The organism is Flavobacterium rakeshii (assembly GCF_009741375.1).
Taxonomy (GTDB): domain Bacteria; phylum Bacteroidota; class Bacteroidia; order Flavobacteriales; family Flavobacteriaceae; genus Flavobacterium; species Flavobacterium rakeshii.
The window spans coordinates 114819-129327 of the sequence record NZ_WOWP01000061.1 but is presented as its reverse complement, the minus strand read 5'-3'; the positions used below and the strand labels follow the sequence as shown (position 1 = coordinate 129327).

The window sequence follows — 14509 nt, the reverse complement described above, 5'->3', positions numbered from 1 at the left end:
TATTGTTAGGCAAAAGCAAAGACCGGGGAACCCTAAAAGGGTTCCGCAGCCTGTTTGCCTTAAAAATTGTTCTTAGTCTTCTCTGTTAATGTAAATCCAGCCGGTTTTACTTTCACCATTTACGCGTTCAATAGCATAATAGTAAGTACCTGTAGGAAGCTCTTTACCTTTATCACTTTGTCCGTACCATTCATCGATATAGTTAGACCTGCTGTAAACCTCCTCACCATAACGGTTAAAGATACTTAGCTTAGACACATTAAACCCTGTAAGATCAAAGTTATCGTTTTTATCATCCCCATTTGGAGAGATACCTTTTTGAATCATACAATTTGGATTCTCTACTTCGAATTCCATAACAAACGGACAAGCTTCATCATATCCTGTAGGTGTTACAGTTACCTGATATGCACCCTGCATAGTTGCCACAGCAGTAGTTTCTGTTGTCACAGTAGCACCTGTTGGGTCAAACCACTCAAACATTACATTAGAAGCATCATAAGTCTCATCAAGGAAGTTTACCTGGATTACAAACTCATTGTTTATACAATCTCCCGACATTTCAAATTGAGGAGCCGGAACTACAGTTACCGCAAAGCTACTCTCATCAATACAGTTAGTACCAGGAGCCTGAGCGAAGATATAAATAGTTTGATTTGTAGCTATCTCATCTCCTACAGCAAGCATATCACCTGTTCCGTCTGGACCTGTGTAATAGTTATTATTTTCACTTAATGCCGGAAGCACATAAGCACCACATGAAGTTAAATCTTCTATAACATCTGCTACAGGCATTTCAACTAAAGTTACCTCTACTACAGAAGTACTTAAACAACCGTTATTATTTACTGTTACTTCATAAATACCACCTTCTGTAACAGTAATACTTGGAGTTGTATCAGTTAATCCTTCGTCATTACGAGTCCAGCTAATTGTTACATCTGCTAAGTCAAAATCAATCGGAGTCACTGTAATAGTTCCTGATGTTCCTCCACAAATATAGAAATCATCTGTTACTGTAAACTGTGGCGGATTATCTTCAACAACAACATTAAATGGTTTTACTACAACACATCCGTTTACAAGACCATCAACTCTTGCAAACACCGGTTGACCAAATTGTATCGTGTTTGTAAACATCTCATCAAGAACATTGGTTTCAGCTAACGCATCCTCTTCAGTAGGATAATAAGTAACCTCATAATCAGCTGCATTGAAACCTGCAAGAATTACCGCTTCATTTTGTGTTAAATCAAACGTATCAAAACCAGAGCTATCACATGCAAACAAATCAACTGCTTCGTTAACCGAAGGGAAATATTCTATAAGTACAGAATCGTTACCTATACAAGTTGAAGACAAATATGTAGCACTAATAGTATATGTACCCGGCTCTGTAACAACAATTGCAGTACCTGTAACATCAAGTTCGGTTACATTACCTTCAGCATCTGTACGAGTCCAGGTTATTTCATAATCTTCAGGGTCTAAGCCAGAATCCAGCACATATTCCCCTCCTTCACAAAGTGCATTACCGTTTTCTACAAGTAAGTCATCACCAAGATTAACCTGACCGATATCAAACGGCCCAATAAATACTGCTGAATCAAAAGAACTATCATTTCTGTCAGCAATTACAAGCTTAATATGGTAAGTATTACCTATAACAACTTCTGCCTGTGCTGCCATTAATACAGTATTACCATTATAGTTTATTGGAGCAGACATATCTCCTAATTCATAGTAACTCTCAAAAAAGTCAAGATTTGCATCACCACAACTTGAGTTGTAAAGACTATTCCTGATAGTAACAACCGAAACAGGAACATCTGTTCCAGGAACTACCGCAAGATTTTCTGTTGGCGCATCAGGATCACTTGTGTCTGTAAGGAAGAAAGCAAAAGCATCTGAGAAAGAACACTGATAAAAACCGTACTCTTCAGAAGCAAACACGAATGGGAAACTAATATGGTTTGTTAACGGAACGAAATCAAACTCAAGCACAGTTGCATCATTATAACTAATTAAATCTGGATCAATTCCTGATGATGTTATATAGTCGAATAAATCAGCGTCACCTTCCCATGCTCCTTCACCTAAATTACTTGTATTTGGTCCGGGAGCGCTCATGGCGTTTCCTGTAGAAAGGATAACACCTTTATCCATTGGGAAACCAGACAATCCTTTATCAAACATAGCAATACCATTTTGACCACTCCATCCGTTTGAAGTACCTGTTCTCCATGAAATATTACTTACCTGAGCACACTCTGAAGTAATAAGCACCTCAGTTACAATCTCCTCTACAGAGTAAGTTGTATTGTCAGCGATAATTGATGCAGGCGTTAGTACACAAAGTTCAAATGAAGTTGGCGCTGAAGGATTGTCAATATAATCAGCAAACACTTGTATGTAATAAGTCTCGCCTGGTGTAAGGCCAGAAACAGTTGCTGTTGTATCATATCCACAATAAATATCTGTTAAAGTACCGCAATCTGCCCCTTCATAAATATTTAAATTAAAGTAAGCACCATCCATATCATTAAGCGAAACTGAATGTGTAGCCTCTGTAGCTGTAAATGAGTACCAAACATCAAAATTAGGAGCCTGCCAGTTACAGTTTGCCATTTGCCCTGAAGAAGTTGCTCCTGTTATAGTACCTAAAGTACTTTCAATACAATCTACACCTGGGTTTACAGGCACATCAGTAGCATTAGCACAATCATCGTTTTCTATAGCTGTTGTGAATACAAACGGACCAGACCAAGTACTGTCACCGTCTTCATCTCCACAGTTTGCTCTTACATAGAATACATAAGGAGTACCTGAATCTAAAGTCTCAGCCAAATATGGATTATCTGTAGTAACCACTCCCGGCTCTGTAGGCTCAGGAGAACCATAAGGAAGCACCCATACCTCCCATGTAGATGCAGTACCCATTTCATCCCAACCCAGTAAAGCCGAGTTAAGCTGTAAATCAGTAGCTGTTAAGTTTTGTGGCTTAGGACATGGTGGCGGATCACAAGACACAAGGCCTTCAATAACAACTGAATCAGGAGTTTCTGTACCCGGCACCATAGTATACACACTTTCAGCAAACGGACTGTAAATCACAAGACCTTTATCATTAGGATCTCCCCATCCGTCGGAATTCCAAAATACCTCAATCTCAACATCCGGACATAACGGAATTTCAACTGTACTTGAAGTGCCCCAGGTAAATGAATCACCAATGGTTGTTATAGGCACACCGCCCTGAGAAACAGACATTGTAAAATTTTCCCATCCCCAGCCACCAACACTGGTCATTTCAAACACAAAAGTACATTTATCTTCTGGGTTACAAACCTCAGTATTAAAGGCAAATGGACCTGCCCATGCACTGTTTTCAGTATCAGAACAAACGTATCTTACATAATACTCGTAGTTTGTAGAAGGTTCTAATCCTCCTGCAGTAACAGGATTTTCTGTAGTAGAAGTACCTTCTGTAGCATCAGTAGGAGCATCACCTCCAGCTTCAACAATGTAGTAATCCCACTCACCTGTATCTGTACCTAACCAGCTTAAATCAACAGTATTCATAGCTTCGTTAGAAACCGCCAAACCTGTTGGAGGAATACACATTGGCGTATCACAGTTTACTGCTTCAGAATAAAGTAAAGTACCTGATGTACCTTCACCTATTGGTTTTTCATATATAATTTGATTGAATGAATTTTGTATAGCCACACCAACCTGGTTAGACCATCCACCGGCATTCCAGAATAAATCTACAGGCATACCGTTACAAACCTGTACCTCTACCTCTACAGGACCAGTGCCATCTTCCCAGGTAAAATCAGGACCAAGAACAGCAAGTGTAACTCCGTTTTGAGAAACATTCATTGTATTGCTATCAAAACCTCCCCATTGAGAAGTTAATATAAATGTAAGTGTACATTGGTCTTCAACTTCACAAACCATAGTATCAAATAAGTAAGGACCAGCCCATGCACTAAATGTACCGTCACCACAATCTGCCCTTACATAGTACTCATAAGGAGTAGCTGCCGTTAAACCCGAAACCGGGAAGTTTGTATTAGAATCGGCAGTAATACCGGCACCTGCAGGAAGACCTGCCCCTGGAGCCTGCACAACATACTCCCATGAAGTAGCCGTACCCATTTCATCCCATGAAAGATCTACAGAAGTAAGACCGATATTTGTTACCGGAAGCCCTACCGGCTTTTCACAATGTACCTCCTGAATAAGTAAAGTATATGGTGTAGCCTGCGGAGAAGCCCATGTAGATATTACAAAATAATAAGTAGTACCTGCCGTTACAGCAAAGTTTGGTATAGATGCCGGAATATCATTCCAATCATAATAAGCACCATCCAAACAGTTCACACCTATATCATCACAAGAACTGTAAATAAATATTCCGGAATACTGAACAACATCGGTAAGATCAACACTGATAGTACCATCAGCAGGGGCTGTATAAGAATACACCACATCATCCCCACTTAAATATGTACTCCATTCATCAGGAACACAAGTTAAACCAGGTATACCATCATAATCGTCTCCATAGTTAGATGTATTATCTGTAGTAGAGAATGGTAACGAAGTAATTTCAAGCGGCGCAGCACAGGTGTCTCCTAAACCTACTGTATTAAAATAAAACGGACCTGCCCATTCACTCTCGTTAACACCCGCTTCACAAACAGCTTTTACATAAAACTTGTAATTAGTATTATCTGTTAAAGTTGTAGGATCATATTCTGCAGTACCTGTAACACTAACACCCGTTCCTGTAGCTGCATTATCAAGCGGAAGCACTTCAATTTCCCAAGCTGTAGCCGCACCGGCATCCCAGGTTAAATGAGCAGTGTTAAGTCCTATATCTGATGCCATAAGGTTTTCCGGCATAAGACACTCTTCTACAACAGAAACATTATCTACTAACCATCGATCCTGAAAACTACCTTCCATCACAAAAGCAATGTAAACGTTTGTACCCGCAGCAAAACTTGAAAGCGAAACAACTTTTTCATTGTACTCTAACTGAACAGGATTTATCTGGGTCTCTGTCCATTCAATTACTTCGGTATAAGCTTCCAAATCCGAAGGGTCGGCATCAGTAGACACCATTATACGGTATAAACCACCATTATCCCCCGCAATGGTTAGCCTTGAATAAAAGCGTAACTGTGCATTTGCCGGTAATGAAACCAAAGGAGTAACTAACCAGTCCTGTGGAACATCATTACCCGGTAACGGAGTCTCTCTATCAACAAATGCAGCATAAGTCCCCTCATAAGCAGGCTGAAACTCTACATTAAGTGGATCTGTGTGTTTCCAGGACTGTACTGTCCCAGAACCATTGTCATAAATACCCCAGCCTGTAGGTGGCCAGGTTCCTTCAAACCCTTCCTGGGCAAGTTGCGAGTAACCGCTCATTGCCGCCAAGAGCATGAAGAGCAATAGCGTAATTTTTTTCATATTAAATATTTTAGCAGTTTGTTTAACAACTTCGAAAATAGTAAAATTTTAAATGATAAAAATTTAACACAATGTTTATTTTGCGATTTTTGTTAAAAAAAACAAAATAACCCTACAGTGTTATAAATTTATTTGTTTTATCACTTTTTAAACAAACTGTATATTTTCTATAAAAAAAGAGGCTAATTTTTACTTTTTAACATAAAATAAGACTTTTTAATACTTATACATCAATAACGCAGAAAGGATAAAATCCTACAAAAAAAATGCTAAAAAATACATATTCTGCAATATCACAAACAAAATAACTTAAGCCTAACTATAATCAATATTTTATTTAATCCTCTTTATAAGCTCTACAAAAACAAACAAGCGTCATCGATTTATAAATCAATGACGCCTGCTTTGCGACCGCGGAGGGGTTCGAACCCCCAACCCTCAGAGCCGAAATCTGATATTCTATCCAGTTGAACTACGCGGCCTACCAAAAATTATATACAATATATAAATTGCTTTGTTTTAAGAAAGAAGCCTTTTAACAACAGACGAAATAGTTTTACCATCTGCCGAACCAGCAAGCTCTTTACTAGCAGCACCCATGGTTTTACCCATATCTGCCATACCAGAAAAGCCATTAGCCTCAATAATAGCTTTAACTTTAGCCTCAACTTCCTCTTCTGTTAATTGTGCCGGAAGGAACTGCTCTATAATAGCAGCCTGGTCAAGTTCCGGCTTTGCAAGATCTTCTCTACCCTGCTCTACATATATAGCTGCACTGTCTTTTCTTTGTTTAACCAGCTTTTGTAATAGTTTAATTTCCTCTTCCTGAGCCACATCTTCTTTAGCACCGCTCTCTGTTTGAGCAAGTAGTAAAGCCGACTTAACAGCTCTAAGCGCCTCTAGCGCTACTGTATCTTTCGCCTTCATGGCTGTTTTCATGGCGTCCATGATTTCCGTTTGTAAACTCATAAGTACAGGTTTTTAAAATGTGATGCGAATATAAAAAAATTAACCCGAAAGTTATTAAGGCTTTCGGGTTAAAGAATCACATTTGGGTTAGTTTAATCTACATTGTCGTGAAGGAAAGAATTGTTAGAACGTAGCTGTAAATCATCATTACTGTCTGTTCCTAACGAAAATCTTGACTTGCTGTTGTCTGCCTTAGACGCATCAAGATCAATTCCCATCCTTTTGTAAGCAGGCTCTTTTTCAATCTCATCAATCTTTGCAGAACTGTTGTGGAATTTATAATTAAACTCCTTCATTTTCTTTCTGCGTTCCTCTGCTCTTAGCCTTAAGGTTTCCTCAATAGTCATCTCTACCGGAGAAAGCTCATTAAAGCTTTGCTGTGGCTTAGCCGGCTCTTCGGTTTTCTTAAGCGTTATATTAAGCGCCTCTTCAACAGGCTCTTCTTTTGCTTTATCCTGAGGTTTAGAATCCAGTAGCTCATTTTCTTTTTCAAGATACTCCTCTAAAGAATATCTAACAACACCACTTTCATTAACCTCTGTTACAGGAACCACCTGTACCGGATCTTTCACCTGTATATCCTTTACTTCCTCGTCAAGAGAGAAAAGTGTTTTTTGTTCTTTTGGCTCTTCTCTTTTTACGTTTTCTGCGCTATTAAGATCAAAAGAGAAACTTATCTGTTCTTCTTTAGGAACCACAACAAACTCAGGATCTACAACTTCAATATCTCTAATATCCCTTACTTTAGTTTTAGCCTCAACTATTTCAGGCTCAAAAGCCTTTGGCTGCTCTTTTTGCGGTGAAACTATTTCAAAGAACACATCAAGGTTATTAATGTAATCAGTAGTAGGAACAAGTTCGTTCTCTACCTCTACACTGGTTTCGGCTACAGGCTGTGACACCTGAAACTCTTCCTCTTCATCATCCTCCAGTGTAAAAACTATCTTTTTTTCCTCCTGAGGTTCTTCAGCTTTAATCTCTTCTACAACTTCTGCCTTAGGCTCATCTGTAGCAGTTTCCGGCTTTGTAGCAAAATCAAAAGACGACATTACCGATCTTTGGTTTAGTTCGCTTTCAAGCTTTTGCTCTTCCTCAAGGGCGTGAATGATCTTTTTAGGCTCAGTATTTACTATCTCGTTTTGCTGTTCCACATTAAAACCTGTAGCAATAATGGTTACAGAGATAGCCTCTCCTAAAGACTCGTCTTCACCAACACCCATAATGATGTTAGCATTGTATCCCGCCTCTGTTTGAATATGATCGTTAATCTCACCTATCTCATCGATAGTGATTTCATTAGTACCCGAAACGATTAGTAACAGTACGTTTTTAGCACCTGTAATTTTATTATCATTAAGCAGCGGAGAATCTAACGCATCTACAATAGCATCTTTCGCACGACTTTCGCCCGATGATACTGCCGATCCCATTATTGCTGTACCGCTGTTTGCCAATACAGTTTTGGCATCCTTAAGGTCAATATTTTGAGTATAGTGGTGCGTAATAACCTCTGCAATACCTCTTGAGGCTGTAGCTAACACCTCGTCGGCTTTAGAGAACCCGGCTTTAAAACCAAGGTTACCATATACTTCTCTTAATTTATTATTGTTGATAACGATTAAAGAATCCACCTGCTTTCGAAGCCTTTCAACTCCAAGCATGGCTTGTTCTGAGCGCACTTTACCCTCAAACTGGAATGGTATGGTAACTATACCCACTGTAAGCACATCTCGCTCCTTGGCAAGTTTTGCAATTACCGGAGCTGCACCTGTACCGGTACCACCACCCATACCTGCTGTAATAAATACCATTTTGGTATTAGTATCCAGCATTTTTTCTATTTCCTCTATACTCTCTAAAGCAGACTGTTGTCCTACTTCTGGGTTAGCCCCTGCCCCAAGACCCTCAGTAAGACTTACACCTAACTGTATCTTGTTTGGAACTGTACTGTTTTGCAGTGCCTGTGAATCAGTATTACACACTACAAAATCTACTCCCTTGATTCCCTGCTTAAACATGTAATTGATAGCGTTGCTTCCGCCACCTCCTACACCAATTACCTTGATTACGTTTGACTGGTTCTTTGGTAAATCAAACGAAATGCTTCCAAATTCTTCATTGCTCATCATAATCAATCGGGTTTTACTCTGCGTTATCTAAAAATTCTTTAATCCTATCTATATACTTATCAAAAAACGACTTCTTAACTTTTCTCTCTGTTGAGTCGTCACTACTCTTCTCTTTGTTTTCGTTTTCAACCGACACCTCTTCCATTTCCTGAACCTGTGCTGTAGCAGTTGCCTGTACAGTTACTTCAGGTTGTTTTACCGGCTCCGGCTCCCTAACTTCACCTATTGGTGTTGCACTACGCGTATTGTTCCTCAAACTGTTCATTACAAGACCTACTGCCGTAGCATAAAGCGGACTTGATATTTCCTCGTCTGAGTTTCCTGCAAGGTGCTCATTAGGATATCCAATTCTGGTATCCATACCTGTTATGTACTCTACTAATTGCTTAATATGCTTAAGCTGAGAACCACCTCCTGTTAGCACTATACCAGCTATCAGTTTTTTGCGCGGATCTTCGTGCCCGTAAGCCTTAATCTCTGCAAACACCTGCTCTATAATCTCCACTACTCTGGCATGGATGACTTTAGACAGGTTTTTAAGTGAAATCTCTTTTGGCTCTCTACCTCTTAAACCAGGGATCGAAACAATCTCGTTATCCTTGTTTTCACCCGGCCAAGCCGAACCAAATTTTACTTTAAGCAATTCTGCCTGCTTCTCTATAATAGAGCAGCCCTCTTTTATATCCTCTGTTATTACGTTTCCGCCAAATGGCACTACTGCCGTATGGCGAATTATTCCGTCTTTAAATATGGCAAGATCTGTTGTACCACCCCCTATATCAATAAGTGCTACACCTGCCTCTTTCTCTTCCTGACTTAACACCGCATCAGCCGAAGCTAATGGCTCCAGCGTTAAACCTGAAAGATCTAATCCCGAACTCTTAATACACCTACCCACATTCCTTATGGAAGAAGCCTGACCTACTACAACATGGAAGCTTGACTCTAACCTGCCTCCATACATTCCAATAGGTTCTTTTATCTCTGTTTGCCCGTCTATTTTAAATTCCTGCGGCAATACATGGATAATTTCCTCTCCCGGCAACATAGCCAGTTTGTGCACCTGATTTATTAAAAGATCGATATCTGCATCACCAATCACCTCTTCAGGATTATGCCTGCTGATGTAATCACTGTGCTGAATACTCCTTATGTGCTGGCCGGCAATACCTACCACCACATCATTTATTTTATATCCGCTATCTGCCTCAGCTTCCTGTACGGCCTGCTGTATAGACTGGATAGTTTGTGTAATATTATTAACAACTCCTCTGGCAACACCAAGGCTTTTGGATTTACCAACACCCAAAATTTCAAGCTTCCCGTACTCATTTCTTTTACCTATCATGGCAACAATCTTTGTTGTCCCGATATCCAGACCTACTGCAATGTTATCTTTTTCCATATCCTAATTTTTGGTGCACACAACCTGTTGTGTAAATTTCAGATTTATCGTTTTGTAATTCTCTATCAATGTATCCTTCACTGCATTTTGAAAAAATGCCTTATAATTATTAAACTTCTTCTCTACATTTACCATCCTGCCAAAAAGTATCACATAACTATAATTGCGATTCATCATTTTTAGCGATCCGTTTGCTGTTACTTCTATCCCAATAATATTCTTCCTTAAAAAGGCATCATCATAGATATATTTAACTAACGAATAAAGCTTACTTTTATCAACGACGTTAAGGGCTCCGTTTAACAACAAAACCCTGGCGGTTGAATTCTCAGATAACGGCATTTTAGCCCCTTTGTAATCAATGTAGTACGACTCTCCCCCTTCATAAACCCTTGCCACAGGAACTCTTTGCCTCACAACAGCCTTCAGCCTGCCGTCTACCGTAGCGAACACCTCTGCATCGTCAATCATAGGATTGGATTCGAGTCTTTTCTCCACGCTATTCAAATCTAATTTTTCTTTCGTTATGCTCGCAACAGTGTTAAAATTTTGTATCAACAACTTATTAACTTTCTCCGGGGTAATAAACTCCTCAGTATCCGCAAATTCGACATCAGCAGCCACAAAATGCCTGCTTCCGTTCCTTTTTGAAGAGAAGGAATAAAGGAAAATAACCACTCCCGCGATTACAAAAAGCCTTATATTATCCCAGTTAATTTTTTTCATCAAGCACCTTTTTTATTTCCGGAACCATCTCACCAATATCACCTGCCCCAATGGTAATAACCACATCGGCATCGGTAATTCTCAAAAACGGAATCACATCCTTTTTTGAAATCAGTTTTTTGTTTGGATTCTCTATTTTATCCAATAGCCATTTTGAAGTAACCCCTTCAATAGGCAGTTCCCTTGCCGGGTAAATATCCAGCAACACTATATTTTTAAAAGCCGAAAGGCTCTTAGCAAAACCATCAATAAAATCTCGTGTACGGCTGAACAAGTGCGGCTGAAATATTGCCAGTACTTTTTTGTCAGGATACAACTCTGTCACCGCCTGATGCACTGCATCAATCTCGGTTGGGTGGTGCGCATAGTCGTCTATATATACCATATCCGATTTTTTAACCTGATATGAAAAACGTCTCTTCACTCCCTTAAAGCTTTCAAGTGCCGCTTTTATATCGTTATCTGCCACTCCGTAGGTTTTAGCCATAGCCAGTGCCATAAGCGCATTGGTAAGGTTATGCCTTCCAGGTAAAGCAAATCGTATATCTGTAATTTTTCCTGATGGTGTTTCGGCATCAAAAACATACCAGCCGTTTTCCACCCTTATATTTACCGCATTGTAATCACTACCATTCTCCACACCTACAGTTACTCCTTTAAGCGGAAGATCTTTAGTAACAAACAATTTGGTTTTATCTTCAACCTTATTGGCAAACTCGGTAAAAGAAGCCTCTATAGCCGTACTGTCTCCATAAATATCAAGATGATCGGCATCCATAGAGGTCACACAGGCCATATTAGGATGCAGGTGTAGAAACGAACGGTCAAACTCATCAGCTTCGGCTACCGTTACGGTTTTACCTTCGCCAATTACATTAGAGTTATACCCCTCTACAATACCCCCTAAAAATGCGGTAACATCTACCTTGCTTTCATACAGTACATGCCCCAGTATGCTCGATGTAGTAGTTTTACCGTGTGTACCTGCTACTGCAAAACAGTAAGTCCCTTTGGTAATTATACCCAGCACCTCGGCTCTTTTCTTAACCACAAAACCGTTTTTAATAAAGTAGTTCCACTGGAAGTGCTCTTTAGGCACAGCCGGAGTAACCACAACCAGCGTATTGCTTTTATTAAGAAACGGAAGGTCTATAAGTGCGATACTGTCATTAAAATGAACACGTATTCCGTTTTTCTTAAGCTCATCGGTAAGTTGTGTAGAAGTACGGTCGTACCCTGCCACATTTTTACCTATAGATTTAAAATAGCGGGCAAGGGCACTCATGCCTATCCCTCCAATACCTATAAAATAAACGTTATGTATCTGGTTTAAATCCATATATGCTTAAGCGCTACTTAATCAGTTTTATAATTTCTTCTACTATATCTTTTGTGGCATTTACCTTAGCCAGTTTCTTTATGTTTTCTCTCAGTTCCTGCTGTTGTTCATTGTTAGCAAGCAGTGCTGAGAATGTACTTTCAAATTCAGCATCAAGCTGTGATTCTTTTAAAAGCAGTGCTCCGCCTTTACTCACAACTGCCTGTGCATTTTTGGTTTGATGATCCTCTGCCACGTTTGGCGAAGGGATAAACACCACAGGTTTGCCTACTATACACAGCTCTGATACTGATGATGCTCCGGAACGTGATATAATCATATCGGCTGCAGCATACACCAAATCCATCCTGTCTACAAACGACATTACCTGAACCTGCTTACCATCGTGATAATGCCTGTACTCTTCATAATACAGCCTACCACACTGCCACAACACCTGTACTCCCTGTTCCAACAGCCAACCCAGCTCTTTTGCTATTAGTTGGTTTATGCGTCTTGACCCTAAGCTTCCGCCTAAAATCAGGAATGTTTTTTTATTTGGGTCGAGCTCAAAATGGTTAATTGCCTCTTCCCTTTTATCCTCCACGGTAATCAAATCCTGCCTTACAGGGTTACCTGTAAATACAATTTTTGAAGCCGGAAAAAACCTGTCAAGCTTATCATAAGCAACACATATCGCATTAGCCTTTTTAGACAGCCATTTATTGGTAATACCCGGATAGGAATTTTGCTCCTGTATCACTGTAGGCACCCCCATAGATTCTGCTGCCCTTAATAACGGACCACTGGCAAAACCTCCGGTTCCTATAGCCACATCAGGCTTAAACTCCCTGATTATTTTTCTTGACCTGAACAGGCTGTTTATAAGTTTTACAGGAAAAAGGGCATTATCAAACGTAAGCCTCCTTTGTATTCCTGCTATCCACAAGCCTTTTATTTTATATCCTGCCTGCGGTACTTTTTGCATTTCCATTTTGTCCTGCGCACCAACAAAAAGTATTTCACAATCAGGGAAACGTGTTTTTAACTCGTTTGCAATGGCAATGGCAGGATAGATGTGTCCTCCTGTACCTCCTCCGCTCAATATGAATCGTTTTGCTGCCATTGTTATTTTATATTATTCTTTTTTACTTCGTTTTAAAAAATCAGGGTTTCCCCATTACTGCATGCATCGGGTTTTTAGTCCCGTCTTCTATCGAATATGCTGCCGATGTTTCTGTATTTTCCGTACCTTCTTCTGCTTCCTCCTCCATATGCTTGTCTATCATTCGTTGCAGTGCCGCTTCGCGTTCTTCCTTCTCCAGTCTTTCCTGCTCTATCTCCTCATCCTTCTTAGTCACGCTAAGTATAACACCCACCGCAACACAGGTCATCCAGATGGAACTACCACCACTACTGATAAGTGGAAGTGTTTGCCCCGTTACTGGCAGTAGCTCTACTGCTACCCCCATATTAATAAGTGCCTGAAATATTATGGGGAACCCAAGCCCCACAATGAGCAACTTACCAAACAGTGTTTTTGCCTTATGTGCCGAAACCAGAAACCTAAAGAACAACATAAGGTACAGAAACAACACCCCAATTCCGCCTAACAACCCGTACTCTTCCACAATGATTGCGAAAATAAAATCGGAAGAAGACTGTGGTAAAAAGTTCTTCTGTACACTTTTCCCCGGTCCCAGCCCGTAAACCTTACCGGTTGCTATTGCGATTTTCGCTTTCTCTATCTGGTAATCATCCTCACTTGGCTCATCCGACGTAAATCGTTCTATCCTCGATATCCATGTATCAACCCTGTTAGGCATAGCCTTTGGGAATGCCTTTGCAAACGTTACAAAGAACAGAAGCATAAATACTCCCATACCTATTACCGTACCCAAATATTTTAACGGATACTTACCCACAAATACCAGCATACAAATCATACTGAATATTAATGCAGTGGTAGAGAAGTTTGCCGGAAGGATTAGCGCCAGCACTATAAATACCGGAATCCACAACTCAATGAACGACGATTTGAAGGTTATTTCTTTACCTTCAATCTTAGCAAGATACCTCGCCACATATACCATTAGCACTATTGAGGCTAAGGCCGATGTTTGAAAGGTTACCCCAACAAACGGTACTTTTATCCAACGGCTAGCATTAGCCCCGTCTATAACCGTACCCTGAAAAAAGGTATATACCAGCAACAGTGCCACTATAGGCAACAGTATTTTGGACAACCCCTTATAGTAATGATAAGGCACTTTGTGTACAAAATAAATAAGGGTAAAACCTATAAAAATATGTACTAAGTGCTTAACCAGATAACCTATGGTAGAACCCTTACCGATTACATATACAAGGTTTGCACTTGCACTGAAAACCGGCATGAACGATATAAGAGCCAGTAGTACTACAAACGACCAGATCCCTTTATCTCCCTTTAGGCTATTGATTAATTGTTTCATC

General features: G+C 40.0%; 8 protein-coding genes and 1 tRNA gene. All 9 read right to left on the bottom strand.

Going from position 1 to position 14509, the window contains the following annotated elements; genetic code table 11:
• Window positions 1-72 precede the first annotated feature (72 nt).
• A complete protein-coding gene (locus GN157_RS15785; protein ID WP_157484457.1) occupies window positions 73-5487 on the bottom strand; it encodes a choice-of-anchor L domain-containing protein in 5415 nt (1804 codons plus the stop codon).
• A gap of 408 nt (window positions 5488-5895) precedes the next feature.
• Window positions 5896-5969, bottom strand: a tRNA-Arg gene (locus GN157_RS15780).
• 37 nt (window positions 5970-6006) lie between these two features.
• The gene (locus GN157_RS15775) at window positions 6007-6456 is read right to left on the bottom strand and encodes a GatB/YqeY domain-containing protein (protein WP_035134928.1); all 450 of its coding nucleotides are present in this window, start codon (window positions 6454-6456) and stop codon (window positions 6007-6009) included.
• 92 nt (window positions 6457-6548) lie between these two features.
• On the bottom strand, window positions 6549-8585 hold the full coding sequence (gene ftsZ / locus GN157_RS15770; RefSeq protein WP_157484456.1) for a cell division protein FtsZ: 2037 nt from the start codon (window positions 8583-8585) through the stop codon (window positions 6549-6551).
• Window positions 8586-8598: 13 nt separating this feature from the next.
• Entirely contained in the window at window positions 8599-9990 is a 1392-nt protein-coding gene (gene ftsA, locus GN157_RS15765) for a cell division protein FtsA (protein ID WP_157484455.1), read from the bottom strand.
• Window positions 9991-9993: 3 nt separating this feature from the next.
• Window positions 9994-10716, bottom strand: a complete 723-nt coding sequence (locus GN157_RS15760; RefSeq protein ID WP_157484454.1) for a cell division protein FtsQ/DivIB — start codon at window positions 10714-10716, stop codon at window positions 9994-9996.
• A complete protein-coding gene (gene murC / locus GN157_RS15755; RefSeq protein ID WP_157484453.1) occupies window positions 10703-12055 on the bottom strand; it encodes a UDP-N-acetylmuramate--L-alanine ligase in 1353 nt (450 codons plus the stop codon). The genes GN157_RS15760 and murC overlap by 14 nt, the downstream gene beginning before the upstream one ends.
• A 13-nt stretch (window positions 12056-12068) precedes the next feature.
• Window positions 12069-13160: an undecaprenyldiphospho-muramoylpentapeptide beta-N-acetylglucosaminyltransferase gene (murG, locus tag GN157_RS15750; RefSeq protein WP_157484452.1), complete on the bottom strand. Its 1092-nt coding sequence runs from the start codon at window positions 13158-13160 to the stop codon at window positions 12069-12071.
• 40 nt (window positions 13161-13200) lie between these two features.
• Window positions 13201-14508, bottom strand: a complete 1308-nt coding sequence (locus GN157_RS15745; protein WP_157484451.1) for an FtsW/RodA/SpoVE family cell cycle protein — start codon at window positions 14506-14508, stop codon at window positions 13201-13203.
• Between the last annotated feature and the right edge of the window lies 1 nt (window position 14509).